Source organism: Agromyces lapidis (assembly GCF_009749405.1).
GTDB lineage: Bacteria > Actinomycetota > Actinomycetes > Actinomycetales > Microbacteriaceae > Agromyces > Agromyces lapidis.
The window spans coordinates 362,694-378,891 of the sequence record NZ_WBIQ01000002.1 but is presented as its reverse complement, the minus strand read 5'-3'; the positions used below and the strand labels follow the sequence as shown (position 1 = coordinate 378,891).

Below are 16,198 nucleotides of genomic sequence, written 5' to 3'. Positions count from 1 at the left end.
CCCTTCAGGCGGCGACGGTCACGCCGTCGCCGGTCGCGGGTTCGACCGCGGTGAGCGAGCCGCGGGCGCCTCTTCGGGCACCTGGCCCGAGTCGACGCCGCCGTCGACGGCGCCCTGGTCGATGGGCATCTTCTCGGTCGGGAACGAGATCGGCGGGATGTCGGAGACCGGGCGCTTGTCGCTCGAGAGCCACAGCGGGCGCTCGGGCAGCTTGCGCACGTCTTTGAAGATCTCGGCGATCTGGTGGTGGTCGAGGGTCTCGTTCTCGAGCAGTTCGGCCGCGAGCCGGTCGAGGATGTCGCGGTTGTCGTTGAGCACCTGCCACGCCTCGTCGTGCGCCTGCTCGATGAGGGTTCGCACCTCGAGGTCGACGCGCTCGGCGATCTCCTCGGAGTAGTCGCGCTGGTGCCCCATGTCTCGGCCGAGGAAGACCTCGCCCTGCGACTGGCCGAGCTTCACCGCACCGACGTTCGCCGACATGCCGTACTCGGTGACCATCTTGCGGGCCGTCGAGGTGGCCTTCTCGATGTCGTTCGAGGCGCCGGTCGACGGGTCGTGGAACACGATCTCTTCGGCGACGCGGCCGCCCATGGCGTAGGTGAGCTGGTCGAGCAGCTCGTTGCGGGTGACGGAGTACTTGTCTTCGAGCGGCATGACCATCGTGTAGCCGAGGGCGCGTCCGCGCGGCAGGATCGTGATCTTCGTCACGGGGTCGGTGTAGTTCATCGCCGCCGCGGCGAGGGCGTGCCCGCCCTCGTGGTAGGCGGTGATCAGCTTCTCCTTGTCTTTCATGACACGGGAGCGGCGCTGCGGGCCGGCGATGACCCGGTCGACGGCCTCGTCGAGGGCCCGGTTGTCGATGAGCTGCGCGTTCGACCGGGCGGTGAGCAGCGCGGCCTCGTTGAGCACGTTCGCGAGGTCGGCGCCCGTGAAGCCGGGCGTCTTGCGCGCGAGCACCTCGAGGTCGACGCCGTTCGCGAGCGGCTTGCCCTTCGAGTGCACCTCGAGGATCTTCTGGCGGCCCTTGAGGTCGGGGGCGTCGACGCCGATCTGGCGGTCGAAGCGGCCGGGGCGCAGCAGCGCGGGGTCGAGGATGTCGGGGCGGTTGGTCGCCGCGATCAGGATGACGTTGGTCTTCGGGTCGAAGCCGTCCATCTCGACGAGCAGCTGGTTCAGGGTCTGCTCGCGCTCGTCGTGCCCGCCGCCGAGGCCTGCGCCGCGGTGACGGCCGACGGCGTCGATCTCGTCGACGAAGATGATGGCCGGCGCGTTCTGCTTGGCCTGGTCGAACAGGTCGCGCACGCGGCTCGCGCCGACGCCGACGAACATCTCGACGAAGTCGGAGCCCGAGATCGAGTAGAAGGGAACGCCCGCCTCGCCGGCGACGGCGCGCGCGAGCAGGGTCTTGCCGGTGCCGGGAGGGCCGTACAGCAGCACGCCCTTCGGGATGCGGGCGCCGACGGCCTGGAACTTCGCGGGCTCCTTCAGGAACTCCTTGATCTCGTGGAGCTCTTCGATCGCCTCGCTCGCGCCGGCGACGTCGTCGAAGGTGACCTTCGGGCTCTCCTTCGAGACCAGCTTCGCCTTCGACTTGCCGAACTGCATGACGCGGTTGCCGCCGCCCTGCATGCCCGACAGCATGATCCAGAAGAAGACGCCGATGAGCAGCAGCGGAAGCAGGATGCCGAGCATCGACATGAACCAGTTCGGCTGCGGCACCTCGTCGTTGTAGCCGTCCTTCGGGTCGGCCGCGTCGACCGCGGCGACCACGTCGGCGCCGCGGGGCGTGACGTAGTAGAACTGCACCTGCTTGCCGAGCTTCTCGTCTTCTTCGGCGAGGGTGAGGTCGACGCGGTTCTCGCCGTCGACGATCTTCACGGCCGCGACCTTGTCGTCGCTCAGCAGCTCGAGGCCCTGCTGCGTCGACACCTCTTTGAAGCCGGACGCGGTGATGAGGCTCGAGCCGATCCACACGGCGACGATCGCGAGCAGGATGTAGATGATCGGCCCGCGGAAGACCTTCTTCATGTTCATGATCCTGCAAGGCTACATCGGCGGTACTGGACGGCGGCTGCCTGTTCGCTGAAAGCGCGCAGCGCGTGAAGCGGACCGACCGGCGCCGCCGCTGAAAGCGCGCAGCGCTCAGCTCGCCGCAGCCTCGCGACGGCTCCGGCGCAGTCCCAGCAGATACGGCATGCCGAGTCCGGCCGCGGCGAAGGTGCGCCCCAGGCGCCCGCGAACGGATGGCCCGGGCAGCGGCGGGAGGTCGCCGTCGAGGTCTCCGACGTCGACGAAGTACGCGCGCACGGTGCCGATGCCCTCGAGGTCCTGAGAGATCTCGTGCACCTCGGCGGGCAGAGCGCCTGCACCGCTGCGGTGGAGTTCGTCGGAGAGCAGCACGTACTCGGGGATCGAGACGGGATTCTTGAGCATGCGATGCACGTGGATGACGTCGATGCCGACGAGCTTGATACGTTCGCGGATCGTCTGGGTGGCCACGTCGCCGACGTGCGCGACGAACTTGAGCTTGAGCTCGGCGGCCTCCTTGCACCCCGCGCAGGGGCAGAGGTTCGCGGCGACGTTCTGGCGCTCGAGGTGGAACGCCCGATGCATCGCGGCGGCGGTCCGCAGGATCTCGGTGACCGCGGCATCCGAATCGTGCCCGTCGGCCGCCTGTCGCGAGAGGAAGGCCGCATCGCCCTCGATCTCGATGAGGTCGTAGTCGGGCGCGGCGTCGATCATCTTGTCGAGCATGCGCGCGGTGTTGACCTCGGCGTGCGCGAGGCTGAACCGGTGGGAGCTCATGTAGTCGGTGTAGCCGCCGATGTCGGCGATCAGCAGTACCGCTCGGCCTGACTCCATTGGCTCAGCGTGTCACCGATCCCGGAGGGCCTCAACCCCGCGAATCGGGGGTGGCCGGCGGTTCGTCCGGCTGCTCGCTGGGTTCGTAGCGTTCGAGGCGGTCGTCGATCTCGGCGGCGGCCTGCTGCGCGCTCGGCGTGTAGCCGAGCACGACCGGGAGGAAGCGATCGGAGGCGAGCGCCCGCAGCCGGAGCTCGGTGCCGGCCGTGACGGTCGCCGTGCGGCGCGAGCGACGCAGCAGCGCGATCTCGCCGAAGCCCTCCCCCGGCCCGAGTGTCGCCACCACCCGCCCGTCGCCCACCACTTCGGCCCGGCCGGACTCGATCAGGTAGTAGCGATCGCCCAGCTCGCCCTGCCTGAACACCGTGCCGCCGCTCGCGACCGTGACGGGTTCGAGGCCGCGGGCGAGCTGCTCGACGGCGGGAAGCGGCAGGGGGCGGAACATCGCGACCTCCCGCAGCAGGCGCACCTCTTCGTCGAGCACGCCCACCGAGCGGTCGAGGCGGTGCAGCGGATGCCACGTCAGCACTGCGAGCACCGGGCACACGAGTCCGATGGCGATGAGCGCGGTCTGCACGCCGAACAGGTCGACCATCGTCGACGCGACGACGGCGCCGATGCCGATGAAGACGGCGACGAGGCTCTCGAGCACGCCGAAGACGCGCGCGAGCACGTCGTCGGGCGCCATGCGGCCGATCAGGGTGAACCCTGCGACGTCGATCAGCGCGTTGCCGACGCCGATGAAGGCGAGCAGCCCGAGTGCGGTCGATCCGTGCGGGGCGAGGCCGACCAGCGTCAGCGGGAGGCCCCAGAGGCCGACGCCGACCGCGAACCAGGCGCCCAGGCGTCCGGTGCCGACGAGCAGGGAGGCGGCGAGCGAGCCGAGCACGGCGCCGACGCCGACCGCGGTCATGAGGGCGCCGACCCCGGGTTCGCCGGTGCCGAGCAGCTCGATCGCGACCACGACGGAGAGCACGGTCAGCGCGCCGCGCGTGAGCGCCTGCGCCGAGGCGAGCCCGAGGATGAGCAGCAGGCCGCGGCTCCGGGCGACCGCCCGGAGGCCGTCGAGCGCTTCGACGGCGAGGTTGCGGCGTGCCGGAGCGGCCGGGCGCGGCGGCGCCTCGTAGCGGAGCCGGACGAGGAGCGCCGCCGCCCAGAAGGAGGCGGCCGCCGCGACCGCGAACACGAGGTCGACGCCGGCGAACTGCAGCAGCACCGCGGCGAGCAGCGGGCCGACGAGGGTCGCGGCGGAGTCGAGGAGCCCGCGCACCATGTTGGCGCTCGCGAGTTCGTGGCCGGTGCGGCAGAGCGAGGGCAGGAGCGCGGAGTGCGCCGGCCGGTAGAGCGTCGCCGCGATCGTCGACAGCACGGCGAGTGCGTAGACGACCGCCGGAGGTCCGGCCACGGCGACGACCACCGCCGCGGCCGCGGTCGCGATGCCGCGCACGACCGAGACGAGGATGAGCACGCGCTCGCGTCGGCCGCGGTCGGCGATCGGCGAGAGCAGCGGAGCCAGGATCGCCGACGGGAGCATTCTGAGCAGGCCCACGAGCCCGAGCGCCGCGGCGCCGCCGTCGCGGTAGGCGACGATGCCGAGCGCGACGGTGAACGCCCATTCGGCCGTCCAGGCGCCGAGGAAGCTCAGCTGGGCGCGCCGGAGGTTCGGGTTCTGCGCGTTGCTCGCGAAGGCGGCGGCAGCGTCACGCAGTCTGCTCCGGCGCATGCCCTCGCCCATGGCACGACTCTAGGGCGTCGGTCGCCGTGCCGCAGGGGCTGGGGTCCACCCCAGTCCGGGTGGCCTCGGCGCCGCCCGGCTCAGCTGTAGACGTGCGGTGCGAGGATCGCGACGTCGCGCAGGTTGCGGTAGCGCTCGGCGTAGTCGAGGCCGTAGCCGACGACGAACTGGTTCGGGATGTCGAAGCCGAGGTACTTCACGCCGACCTCGACCTTGGCCGCTTCGGGCTTGCGGAACAGGGCGCAGATCTCGACCGACTCGGCGCCGCGCGACTCGAGGTTGCCGAGCAGCCAGCTGAGCGTGAGGCCCGAGTCGATGATGTCCTCGACGATGAGCACATGGCGGCCGGTGAGGTCGGCGTCGAGGTCCTTCAGGATGCGGACGACACCGCTCGACTGCGTGCCTGCGCCGTAGGAGGAGACGGCCATCCAGTCCATGTTGACGTGGCTCTTGAGCTCGCGGGCGAGGTCGGCCATGACCATGACGGCGCCCTTCAGCACGCCGACGAGCAGCAGGTCCTTGCCGTCGTAGTCGGCTTCGATCCGTCGGGCGAGCTCGGCGAGTTTCGCGTGGATCTCAGCTTCGGTGACGAGGGTCTCGGTGAGGTCGGCCTGAATCTCGCGCGCATCCATGCGTAAATCCTAGACGAGCGTTCCTGAGCCCCACACGAGCGGCAGCCGCTCAGTGGTCGTGCTCGAGCACCTCGGTCGACCCGGTCGTCGAGAACACGAGGTGCGCACCGGCGCGGGTGACGAGCGCTCCGCCGGGCAGGTCGATCGGCCCCTGTCCGTGCCACTCGGTGACGAGCCTCGCCACCTCGAGCGTCTGCGTGCGGCTCAGCGACACCCCGAACTCGCTCGCGACGACGTGCCGGATGACCCGCTGCCGGAGTGCGGCCGGGTTCGCGGCGAGCGCGGCGACCGAGATCGCGATGCCGGCCTCGGCGGGTTCGCAGATCTCCTCGATGAACTCCTCGATCTGCTCGGCGAACGCCGCGTCGTCTTCGCGCAGCTGCTCGGCGGTGCGTGCGAGCGCCTCGGCGATGCCGGGGCCGAGCTCGGCCTCGAGCACGGGCAGCACGCGCTCGCGCACCCGCACCCGCGCGTAGGCCGGGTCGAGGTTGTGCGGGTCGTCCCACGGCTCGAGGCCCGCATCGAGGCACGCCTGCCGGGTCGTCGTGCGCCGGATGCCGAGAAGGGGCCGCGCGTATCGCCCGGTGACGGGCGCCATGCCCGAGAGGCTCGCAGCACCCGAACCGCGGGCGAGCCCGAGCAGCACGGTCTCGGCCTGGTCGTCGAGGGTGTGCCCGAGCAGCACGAGCGCGGCGCCCGTCTCGCGGGCGGCCTCGTCGAGCGCGGCGTACCGGGCGGCGCGGGCGGATGCCTCGGGCCCGCCCTCGTCGCCCACCTCGACCCGCCGCACGAGCACCGGGTCGAGTCCGAGTTCGCGAGCCTGCGCCGCTGCTGCGGACGCGGCATCCGCTGAGCCCGGCTGGAGGCCGTGGTCGACGATCACCGCACCGGCGCGGAGCCCGGCGCGCGGCGCCTCGAAGGCGGCGGCCGCGGCGAGCGCGAGCGAGTCGGCGCCGCCCGAGAGGGCGACGAGCACGAGCGGCGGCGGGGTCGTGGTCTCGATACGCTCCTTCGTCGCTACTCGACCGACGGCCTCGCGCACCGCGCGGCGCACGTCGGCGATCGGCGGGGTCAATCGCGGGCGGCGGGGGCCCGCGGCATCCATGTGCTGGTCAGAAGGCATCGGGGTAACCTTATTCCGCCGCGTGCCGAGCGCCCGGCGAGACTTCCAGAACAGGAGAACCCAACGCATGGGCGAGTACAACGCCGTCATCGAGATCCCCAAGGGGAGCCGCAACAAGTACGAGGTCGACCACGAGACCGGCCGGGTGTTCCTCGACCGCGTGCTCTACACCGGCTTCGTCTACCCGACCGACTACGGCTTCTTCGAGAACACCCTCGGCGACGACGGCGACCCGCTCGACGTGCTCGTGCTCCTCGAGTACCCGCTCTTCCCGGGCGTCGGCGTGAAGGTCCGCCCGGTCGGCGTCTTCCACATGACCGACGACGGCGGCGGCGACGCCAAGGTCATCGCGGTGCCCGCGGGCGACCCGCGCTGGAACCACATCCAGGACGTCGACTCGATCCCCGAGTACACCCGCAAGGAGATCGAGCACTTCTTCGAGCACTACAAGGACCTCGAGCCCGGCAAGTGGGTCAAGACCGAGGGCTGGGCGAACGCCGCCGAGGCCGAGGCCCTCATCCAGAAGGCGATCGAGGCCTTCCCCGGTCACTGAGCGAACGAGCTCCGCGGATGCCACGTGGCATCCGACGCAGCGAAGGGGGCGAGCCGCACGGCTCGCCCCCTTCGTCGTCTGCGGTGCCTCAGCCGGCCGGCCGCGCCGCGGCCGAGGGGCTGCCCCAGATGAAGTACTCGCGCACCGGCACGCCCTCGCGCGGGGCCTCGAGGATGCGGCCGCCGCCGAGGTAGATCGCGACGTGGTAGTAGTCGCCGCCGGACCCCCAGAAGAGCAGGTCGCCGCGCTGGATGCTGCCGAGCGAGACGGCCTTGCCGCGCTCGGCGAGCGTGTAGTACTGGTTCGTCGCCGAGTGCGTGCCGATGCCGATGCCCGCGTAGCCGTAGGCCTCGCGGGTGAGGCCCGAGCAGTCCCACACGTCGGGGCCGGCGCCGCCGAGCACGTACCGCTCGCCGAGCTGCTGCCTCGCGAACGCGATCGCCGACTCGACGGCGTTCTGGTTCGGCGGCTTCGGGTTCGGGTTGGGATTCGGGTTCGAGCCTCCGCCGTTCGAGCCGCCGCCCGAGCCACCGCCGTTGGAACCGCCGCCGTTCGAGCCGCCGCCGTTCGAGCCGCCGCCGTTCGAGCCGCCGCCGTTCGAGCCGCCGCCGGACTCGGCTTCCTCCGCCTCTTCGAGCGCGGCCTCCGCGGCTTCGCGGGCCTGCCCTTCGACGCGCTCGCGCTCGAGCGCCGCTGTCGTGTCCTTCAGCGAGGCGAGCTGCGCGTACAGCTCGGCCGACCGCTGCTCGGCCGCGGCGACCGCGGCGAGGGCCTCGTCGGCGGCCGCCCTGGCCTCGTCGGCCCGGGTCTCGGCGAGGGCGGTGAGCCGTTCGTGCTCGGCCTCGGCCTCGACCGCCTGCGCCCGCAGCGACTCGGCCGCGTTGCGGTCGGTCTCGGCCTGCTCGTAGAGGCCCTGCGACTGCTCGCCGAGCTTCGATGCGATGCCGAGCTGCTTCAGCAGCCCCTCGGCGTCGTCGCCGCTGAAGACGAGTTCGGCCGAGAGGTCCTTGCCGGCGGTGCGGGCGAGGTGCGCGGCGATCAGGCCCGCGCGCATCCTCGAGATCTCGGCGACCGCCTCGGCCTCCTCGGCCTGCTTGCCGAGGGTCTGCACCCGCTCGGCCGCGCGATCGCGCTCGTCGACGGCCACGCGATAGGCCTCATCCGCGACCATCGAGACCTGCACCGCGGCATCCGCCGTCTGCTGCAACCCGGCGAGCAGCGCACCCAGCCGGCCGATCTCGGCCTGCTTCGTCGCCTCGTTCTGCTTGGCCTGCTCGATCTCGCCCCACGACGGGTAGTCGGGCTCGGCCGCCGCGGGCGGGCCGACGAGGCCGATCGAGGCGGTCACCGCGCCGACGGCCACGGCAGAGAACACGGTCGCGGGCTTCACCCGCGAGATGGGCCTCGTGCGGTGGTCAGCCAAGGTACACGCCCCGGTTCGCCATGAACGGCACCGGATCGATGCGGTTCCAGCCGTCGTAGACCTCGAAGTGCAGGTGGCACCCGGTCGAGGCGCCGGTCGTTCCCGACCAGGCGATCTGCTGCCCGGCCGAGACCCACTGGCCGTACCCGACGAGCAGTCCGCCCTCGACGATGTGCGCGTAGCCCGTCGAGATGCCGCCGCCGTGGTCGATCTTCACGAAGTTGCCGTAGCTGCCCGACCAGCCCGAGTAGGTGACGGTGCCGCTGTTGGCGGCGTAGATCGGCGACCAGCAGCCGGTCGCGAGGTCGGTGGCGTAGTGGAAGGGGTTCGAGCAGTAGCCGCCGCCGCAGATGACCTCGCGGGGGCCGTAGTCGCCCGAGATCCAGCCCGAGGCGGGCAGCGCCCAGCCCGAGGTCGCGACCCCGCCGGGCGAGCCGTTCTCCATCGCCTCCTTGCGACGGCGCTCCTCCTCCTTGCGGCGACGCTCCTCTTCCTCCTTGCGCTTGCGCTCGCCCTCCTCGTAGGCCGCCGTGGTCTTCGCCTCGGCGTCCTTCAGGAAGCTCAGCTGCGCTTCGAGTTCGACCTTCTTCGCCTGCGACTCGGCGAGCGCCGCCTCGGCGGCCGCCTGCGCCTCCTGCGCCGCCTGCAGTGCGGCCTCTGCGGCGACCCGCAGCTTCTCGCGCTCGCCCTGGGCGACCTCGGCCTGGTCGCCGAGCGACTGGGCCGAGTTCGCCTTCTCCTGGGCGGTGCGGTACACCTCGGAGCTGCGCTCGACCATCTGGCTCATGTTGCCGAGCTTCGAGAGCAGCGCATCGGTCGACGTGGCGTTGCCGGCTTCGAGGAAGAGGTTCACGCTGAGGTCGCCGGTGCCCGTGCGGTAGAGCTGCGCAGCGACCTGCCCGGCGTTCTGCTCGGCCTCGGCCGCCTCGGCGGCGGAGGCGTCGGCCTCGGCCTGGATCTGCTCAGCCTTGCGCACGGCGTCGTCGTACTTCTGCTGCGCGACGAGCAGTTCGTCGGTGCGTCGCTGCGCCTCGATCCGCGTGCGCTCGACGTTCGCCTCGAGCTCGCCGATGAGCCCGACGATCTGCTCGACCGCTGCGGCGCCCGCGGCGGTGTCGGCCTTCGCCTGCTCGACCTCGTCCCAACTGGGGTAGTCGGCGGCGTAGGCGCCCTGCGGCACCGCCACCGAGCCGACGAGCGCCAGCGCGATGAGCGCGGCTCCGGCGAGGGTGCGCCGCACCAGGCTCGGTGGCCCCTGCAGGCTCGTTCGGGCTCGGGCGGTCTGCGATCGTCGTGTGGTGCGGTGCATGGTTCCCCGTCCACGCGGGCTTCGGGACCCCGCGCTCCTCGCTCTCGTTTCCGGGCACTGGCAGCCTTCACGATAGGCACGGCGGCAACTGTTTCCGGGGATTTGACGGGCATGTCCGCGGATGCGCGGCAGCTGCCGCGAGGCATCCCGCGCGCGCGTCTCACGCCGTCGCAGCACTCGTTTTGCGCAGAAGCGAATCAGCACGTATGCTTGCTTCTCGGCGGTCGCGCTGCAGAGCGAGACCTCCGGCCCCATCGTTTAGTGGCCTAGGACACCGCCCTTTCACGGCGGCAGCACGGGTTCGAATCCCGTTGGGGTCACTTTGCAAGGCGTATATAATTGAACAGCTTCACTTCGAGGCCCTGTAGCGCAGTTGGTTAGCGTGCCGCCCTGTCACGGCGGAGGTCGCGGGTTCAAGTCCCGTCAGGGTCGCTCAGGCGACAAGCCCTTTCCCTTACGAGAGAAGGGGCTTTTCTCCTTTCGAGGCGGTCTTTCCACCTCGAGGCTCTGTAGCTCAGTTGGTAGAGCGTTCGACTGAAAATCGAAAGGTCACCGGATCGATGCCGGTCGGAGCCACCGTAAACGCTGGGAACGGGAATCAGCAAGATTCCAACTCCACCCAGAAGTACACCCGGGGGAAGTCTTCCCGCACACCCGTCACCCTTACCCCGCACCCGGTAAAGCCCACACCGTTTCCGGGCAACACAAAAACGCCCCCACCCTCCCGAAGGAGAATGGGGGCGTAACTGCTACTAAGGGGCGCGCTATTTGCGGTTAGCAAACCCGGCTTGACCCGCACCGCCGACCCACCGATAAGGTGGCGAACATGACTTTCAAACACGGCGACCCCGTCACGGGCGACGGCATCACCGGCACCATTGTGAACGTTGCCGGCCCCGGCCCCCTCACGAACGTTGACAACACGCCCGTGTGGGGTGTTGAGACCGCCGCAGGTGAGATCCGGTTCTACCGTGCGGACCGCCTTAACGCAGAAAAGGTTGGGGTTCCCCCCGAAGGAGAAACCCCAACCTGACAGGCCATCACGGGCCAAGATACTCGGCATACACGTACGAAAAGTTCGCCGACGCAGACAACGCCAACGCCCCGCCAGATGCCTGGAACGCGCGCACCGTCACCTGCTCGGCCCCATCAAAGCGACGGTTCATCGTCACGACCGCCTGCGCCGTGCTGCCGTTGTTCGGAATGTCGCCGACAGCGACCTGCGCCCCCGACACGTACAAGCCGACCCTACGGTTCCCCGTCGCATTGTTCGTGTACGTCAACGCGGCAGTGAAGCGCCACCGCCCCTGACGGGGGGTGAACCCACCCGTGCCCACGTCGTACGCACACCGCCGCGAATCGACCGTCCAACCCGTTACCACCGTGAACGCGTTGTTCGGGATCGACATGCCCGAAACGTTCGTCGCCTCCACATACGCGCCGAACCGGTCGTAAATCTCGTTCCCCACCGCACCCGCGACAACAGTCTCGACCAGCCCGTCAGCGTCATACCCGCCGTCAATAACGTTGTACATTGCCGTGGCGCGCCACCGCACCCGCGACTGTGCCGAGAATCGTTCCCACCGGCAGTTCACGAACCGGTTAAAGCGGCCCGCAACGTCTAGGCGGTAGTACGACGGGTTGTCGCCCTCGAGCGACGTGTTCAGGAATAGATTGTTGTTCGGTGCCGCACCTGTCGTCAACCCCAACACGATCTGATTCGAGGACGCATCCTCATCGGTTGCTGAACCGCCAAGGGTTTGCTGCAACCGTCCGCCGATGATGGTGTTCTGGTTACACCAGCCTGACGCGTCCGTGTCGAGAACGAGGTTCTTCCGGTTCTGCCACAACGCCCCTAGGTGGATGACGTTGTATGCGCAGCCGCCGTCCCACCCGTACAACACAAGCCCGGTCGCGAACCCTTGCACGAACGGAACATGCACCTCGCACGTGTTCAAGTTCACTAGGCGCACACCAGTCGATGAACCAGACCAGTCCGCTGCCGCTTTTACGACGTGCGGGAGGAACGCGACCAGACGGCTCGTCAACGACCCTGACGCGTTGTCGCCCAGTACGAGCGCAGTACCCGACCCGGCGTACTCCAACGTCGCCTGCGACGCATCCACGTTCGACCGGATTTCGATGGTGGTCGTGGTTCGGTAGGTGCGGGCGGGGAGGATCAGTCGGGCGTCCTTGCCGAGCAGTGCCGCCGCATCGGCGGCAGCTTGAATCGCCGCCGAGTCGTCGACAACACCATCTCCCACCGCACCGTAGCTCAACGCGTTCACAGACCCAATGAGGGATTGCATGGCAGCACCCTCGATCTCGGCGGGGTCGAACAGGTTGTCTCGCGTGCGTTCGCGGACGGAGGACGGCAACTGGTACGACGAGTTGTCTACAGCGGGGACACGGTTCGCCATGCTGGCTCCTTAAATGAAGAAACCACCCGCAAGGGGGTGGCGAATAGGGTCAGGGTGGTTTTGGGCTACTGAACCTTGTTGGTGTTGCCGCCGCGGAACGCAACCGACGTGAGGACCGACACGGCCCCCGCGAGACCCGCGACGGATGCGGCTTGCACCCAGTCGACCTCGAGGATGCCGGTTGCCCCTGCGGTCAGGGTGGCGACACCCGCCTGTGCGACAGTGGATACCGCCCGGTCGAACGTGTCGACCCAGAACGCCTTATCTGCATACTTCGATGCCATGCTTCAACCCCCAAGAAATGAGCGCCCAGCGACCACGCCGAGCGCGACAATGACAATGCCGACAACAACCCATTGGGCGGCGAGCTGCGCTTTGATTTTCGCCAGCTCGCCGCCGATCTCTTCACGGAGGCTCTTGACTTCCGTGTAGACCATTCCAAGGGTTACCTTCGTGAATGGTTCCTCCGGCTCGGTCATGGTTCAGTTTTCGTCCGGTTCTGTTGCGTCGATCAGTTTGACTTCAATCTCGGACGCAGCCACGTATCCGTCCCACTCGGTCTGATCGACGGGGATCGCCGGGCCGAATACCGTTCCGAGCGCGTTCGCGGTCGCAAGCTTCCAGATCGGGACCATGCGGGCGAGGTCGCCAGAGATGTGCGCCCACTGACGGGTGCCGTTCGGGTTACGCTTCCAGATCAGAAAAGGCTTCATGTCGTCCTCCTCGGACTCGTCAGTCTTGCCGGCGTCTCCGGCGAGTAGTTCGTTTGCTCGGGCAACCTGCCAGTGAATGTCGAACTGTCCGGGGCAGTCCTTGAGTGCCACCGACCGGTGGGTGATGACGTTGAACTCTGTCCCGAACCCTGGGATCGATTCGCCGTAGTAGTCGTGGTTGGGGAAGTCGCGGACAACAAGCTGCACTTTCCCGTTGATGCGCCAGTCCCACTTCTTCGCGAGATACGCGAGGAACCGTGCCGACAGTTCGTGAACCTCCATGCGGGGCTTGCCGTTGATCGCGACCGCAAGGTTGTTCTCGTGTTCGACGGATACGCCGTACTCGTTGAGGAACGTGTTGCCGTTGCCCCACGCAACCTGATCGGCGGGCACATACTCGTGAATCCACCAACCGCCACCGCCGCGCCCGTCACCGGAGCCGATGCCGTAGTTCGTGGCGTAACCCGTTTCAGGGTTCTGGAAGTGGGCGGTGCAACCAGGCAGGGAACCAACAATGTGATGATCCACATACCCAAGTGGTCGGCCGCCCTGACGCTTACGGCCCGGGCGATTGTTCGGGTGAGCCGGCCGGGACACAGGCGTCTCGTTATAGTCAGTCATCTCGCCCCTCCTATCCGTACGCGACACCATCGACCATGAAATATCCGCTCGTGCTGAACGCAATCGCCGCAACCGAGGCGCGAACAGACAAGCCACCCGAAACCAGTCCGAGCGACACGGCGACCGGCTCCCACTGCGCCGAGTTCCAACACTCAGATGTCACATACTTCGAAGACCCCGAGCCGAAACGGGCAACTGTGGGAATCACGGTTCCGATACTCAGCCACGAACCATCCGAGATGGTCGTATCGGCCCCCGTCCGGGTGACCAGGAGGCTGTACGTCACCTTCTTCAATGTCCCGGCGCGCCCGACCTCGATTCCGCCCGTGACCGAATACCCGGACGGAGACAAGGGGGAAACAACATTCCCATCGCCCACCCACCCTGATCCCGACCAAATGTAGAAGGTCGACTCATCAGCTACCCACAGTCGCCGGCCCGTCCAGTTGTCTGATACCGGGAGCGAGGAAGGGGTTGAAACGCTGAACATGCTCGGATCACCGAAGTGGTCGTACACCGCTTTGATGTCACCGGCCACATCGAAGGGTGAAGCGTTCGTGGGAGGGGTACCCCCGGTCACGTCTGCCATGTGTGCTCCTTAAAAGCAGAAAGCCTCCCGAAGGAGGCTCGAAAACGGAAAGGGGGTTAGGGTCGCCACTCGATGTAAATGCGACCGGAGATTGGTGCGACACCGTACTGGCGCCAACCATCAGAACCAGACCGGAACCCGACACCCAACGCGGAACCCGTTTTCAACGCGTTCGCAACCGTGCCGATGATGTTCAACGTGGTCCCGGGAACCGAGTACGCCCCTGAGAGTGACCCGTTTGTCAAAGACGACGGGCGTTCGTTGAACGAATGTGTCCCCATCGACGACGGCACACCGGGAACGTTGTCCCAGTTCTCCGTCAAATACAGGACGGCTTTCGTGATCGTCGCCCCATTGGGGATGGTGTCGCGAATCTGCGTCCCATACCCGTACGCTGCTGTCCGGGTGGTCGAGATCTCAGCAGCCGTCCCCTGATAGGAACCGGAACGCCAATTGCCCGACCATGTCGGGTAAAACGATCGCCTACGCACGGTCGGGGTTGGCGGTGCAGGCGGTGCCGAATACTCAGAATCGGCAGGCTCCGCAGAATACGCACCAACCACCAGTCGGTGCGAATGCAACAGCCCCACCCGGTCACCCGGCCCGGGAACCGACCCAATGTACGGGTACGTGTAAGTGCGGCTGTCATCCCCCAGCACGGTCGCGCGAGAAGACGCAACCGACTGAACGGTACCCATCGGGGCGCCCTCAACCAGCTCACACCAAGTGTTACCCGCTGACGTGATCACACGAACCGTGTCACCCGGCCACGGTGCACCACCAACCCACTTCACCACCTGCGGGGTGCCGCCAAGGCTGACTGTCACCACTTGGTTATCCCAGTCCTGTGCGGTCACCAAACCCTCGGCCGACGCACCAAGCTTCTGCGCCATCGCCGCCAACCGGCGCTGAGTATTCTCCTCAGACGTGCTCATGCGGCCTCCGCAACAATCAACGTCACCCCAACAGGCGAAGTCACATCGAACGGCACCTCAATACGAGACACCTCACCCAACACGGCACGACCCTGCGTCGGATCACGAACCCAACCCACATCACCCAGCTCGAGCAACAACCCCTCAAGGCCAAGCTCAACCCTGACCTCCCGCGAACGCCGATTCAGCACCCGCTCAAGAGTCGTCGCCGCACCAGCCCTCGCCGCAGCCAGCGACGTGTACACGGGCGACACGTGCTCAAAATCAGACGGGCCAGCACGATCCACCGACAACGGGTTCGAATCATCATCAAGCACCGCCCACGCAACATACTTCCCGTCAGGGTCAGACACCCGAACCCGGTTATGGAAATCATCGGACTGTGCGTCACGCCACTCAATCGTCCCGTCAAAATCAAACACGGGGTCAAGATCGGGTTCAGCCCACGCATCCTTCACCCGCAACGTCAACACACCATCACGAGTCATATGCGGCACCGCACCAGCCAACTCGGCCAACGCATACACGGCACCCACGAGGCCGTCCTCATAAATCATGCCTGCAGGAATGTTCACGTCAGGGATGATCGGATTCACCTGCACCGGGAACAGCGCCAACCGTTGCAACTCCGAATACATGGTGCCCGTCTGAGGCGACTTCGACTCCAACAGTGAAGCACGCTCCAACATGCGCAACCGGTCAGCAACATCAACATCAACCGACCAGCCACGCACCACAGAACGCATCGCATTCATCTGATCCGCCATCGACGGAAACAAGTACAACCCAGAACCAGGCGGGTCTTCCACCCACCCCGGGGGAATCGGATACAGTCCCGACCCGGGCGGATCCTCCACCCACCCGACCGGCAGGAAGTACATGCCCGGTTCGGCCTCAGCCAACGCGTCAGCCGGTGCGACAACAGTCGGCTCACCAACCAAGTACACGTCCTCGAAATGGTTCGAATTCCCAACCACCCGGAACACACCCAACGCGAACGGGTACTCCACATCACCAAACATGACACTGCGGAACAGGGCAACCTCCTGCCCATACGGTGCCAACACGTCAGTACGAGACTTCGGCACCAACGAATCCCCATCACCAAACACGGTGAACGAACCCGCCGCCTGCACCTGCCCCGACCCCGTAAACGACACCGACCCCGTGTCCGCAATCTGCAACTCAACCTGCACATCCCCATACCGGGCCACACCACGGTTGAACGACACCACCGCCGAACCCCGCAAATACTCCAACAGTTCGTCGGTATGAGACAGCAT

15 protein-coding genes and 3 tRNA genes are annotated in these 16,198 nt (G+C 67.5%); 5 read left to right on the top strand and 13 right to left on the bottom strand.

What is annotated here, in order from left to right; all coding sequences use genetic code 11:
- Positions 1–18 precede the first annotated feature (18 nt).
- The 5 genes from ftsH to tilS form a co-directional block, all read right to left on the bottom strand.
- On the bottom strand, positions 19–2,034 hold the full coding sequence (gene ftsH, locus GQQ93_RS05035; protein WP_157423140.1) for an ATP-dependent zinc metalloprotease FtsH: 2,016 nt from the start codon (positions 2,032–2,034) through the stop codon (positions 19–21).
- A gap of 108 nt (positions 2,035–2,142) precedes the next feature.
- On the bottom strand, positions 2,143–2,862 hold the full coding sequence (locus GQQ93_RS05030; RefSeq protein WP_157423139.1) for a DUF2652 domain-containing protein: 720 nt from the start codon (positions 2,860–2,862) through the stop codon (positions 2,143–2,145).
- A gap of 31 nt (positions 2,863–2,893) precedes the next feature.
- Positions 2,894–4,597 carry an MFS transporter gene (locus GQQ93_RS05025; RefSeq protein ID WP_157423138.1) on the bottom strand — a complete coding sequence of 568 codons (1,704 nt, stop codon included), beginning with the start codon at positions 4,595–4,597 and terminating at the stop codon, positions 2,894–2,896.
- Positions 4,598–4,677: 80 nt separating this feature from the next.
- Entirely contained in the window at positions 4,678–5,229 is a 552-nt protein-coding gene (gene hpt / locus GQQ93_RS05020; protein ID WP_157423137.1) for a hypoxanthine phosphoribosyltransferase, read from the bottom strand.
- Positions 5,230–5,278: 49 nt separating this feature from the next.
- Positions 5,279–6,352, bottom strand: a complete 1,074-nt coding sequence (gene tilS / locus GQQ93_RS05015; RefSeq protein ID WP_246192089.1) for a tRNA lysidine(34) synthetase TilS — start codon at positions 6,350–6,352, stop codon at positions 5,279–5,281.
- 67 nt (positions 6,353–6,419) lie between these two features.
- On the opposite strand from tilS, the gene ppa reads away from it, so the two are divergent.
- Positions 6,420–6,905: an inorganic diphosphatase gene (gene ppa / locus GQQ93_RS05010; protein WP_157423136.1), complete on the top strand. Its 486-nt coding sequence runs from the start codon at positions 6,420–6,422 to the stop codon at positions 6,903–6,905.
- An 88-nt stretch (positions 6,906–6,993) separates the two neighbouring features.
- Here the strand turns inward: ppa and GQQ93_RS05005 are convergent, their stop codons facing one another.
- Together GQQ93_RS05005 and GQQ93_RS05000 are read right to left on the bottom strand one after the other, a co-directional pair.
- Positions 6,994–8,328 carry a C40 family peptidase gene (locus GQQ93_RS05005; RefSeq protein ID WP_157423135.1) on the bottom strand — a complete coding sequence of 445 codons (1,335 nt, stop codon included), beginning with the start codon at positions 8,326–8,328 and terminating at the stop codon, positions 6,994–6,996.
- Positions 8,321–9,637 (bottom strand): M23 family metallopeptidase, encoded by a 1,317-nt coding sequence (locus tag GQQ93_RS05000; RefSeq protein WP_157423134.1) that lies wholly within the window; start codon positions 9,635–9,637, stop codon positions 8,321–8,323. The genes GQQ93_RS05005 and GQQ93_RS05000 overlap by 8 nt, the downstream gene beginning before the upstream one ends.
- Before the next feature lie 247 nt (positions 9,638–9,884).
- On the opposite strand from GQQ93_RS05000, the gene GQQ93_RS04995 reads away from it, so the two are divergent.
- The 4 genes from GQQ93_RS04995 to GQQ93_RS04980 all read left to right on the top strand — a co-directional run bounded on the left by GQQ93_RS04995 (position 9,885) and on the right by GQQ93_RS04980 (position 10,670).
- Positions 9,885–9,957 (top strand) — tRNA-Glu (locus tag GQQ93_RS04995).
- A gap of 38 nt (positions 9,958–9,995) precedes the next feature.
- Positions 9,996–10,069, top strand: a tRNA-Asp gene (locus GQQ93_RS04990).
- Positions 10,070–10,140: 71 nt separating this feature from the next.
- A tRNA-Phe gene (locus tag GQQ93_RS04985) sits at positions 10,141–10,213 on the top strand.
- A gap of 250 nt (positions 10,214–10,463) precedes the next feature.
- On the top strand, positions 10,464–10,670 hold the full coding sequence (locus GQQ93_RS04980) for a hypothetical protein (RefSeq protein ID WP_157423133.1): 207 nt from the start codon (positions 10,464–10,466) through the stop codon (positions 10,668–10,670).
- A 7-nt stretch (positions 10,671–10,677) separates the two neighbouring features.
- Here GQQ93_RS04980 and GQQ93_RS04975 read toward each other — a convergent pair whose 3' ends face one another.
- The 6 genes from GQQ93_RS04975 to GQQ93_RS04950 form a co-directional block, all read right to left on the bottom strand.
- Positions 10,678–12,057, bottom strand: a complete 1,380-nt coding sequence (locus GQQ93_RS04975; protein ID WP_157423132.1) for a glycosyl hydrolase family 28-related protein — start codon at positions 12,055–12,057, stop codon at positions 10,678–10,680.
- A gap of 65 nt (positions 12,058–12,122) precedes the next feature.
- Complete coding sequence (locus tag GQQ93_RS04970; protein ID WP_157423131.1) at positions 12,123–12,341, bottom strand: holin; 219 nt, start codon at positions 12,339–12,341, stop codon at positions 12,123–12,125.
- Positions 12,342–12,344: 3 nt separating this feature from the next.
- Entirely contained in the window at positions 12,345–12,536 is a 192-nt protein-coding gene (locus GQQ93_RS04965) for a hypothetical protein (protein ID WP_157423130.1), read from the bottom strand.
- A gap of 3 nt (positions 12,537–12,539) precedes the next feature.
- Positions 12,540–13,391, bottom strand: coding sequence for a peptidoglycan recognition protein family protein (locus GQQ93_RS04960; protein WP_170296127.1), 852 nt, complete (start codon positions 13,389–13,391; stop codon positions 12,540–12,542).
- 10 nt (positions 13,392–13,401) lie between these two features.
- Positions 13,402–13,980 (bottom strand): hypothetical protein, encoded by a 579-nt coding sequence (locus GQQ93_RS04955; RefSeq protein WP_157423128.1) that lies wholly within the window; start codon positions 13,978–13,980, stop codon positions 13,402–13,404.
- A gap of 931 nt (positions 13,981–14,911) precedes the next feature.
- Positions 14,912–16,198 (bottom strand): phage tail protein, encoded by a 1,287-nt coding sequence (locus GQQ93_RS04950; RefSeq protein ID WP_157423127.1) that lies wholly within the window; start codon positions 16,196–16,198, stop codon positions 14,912–14,914.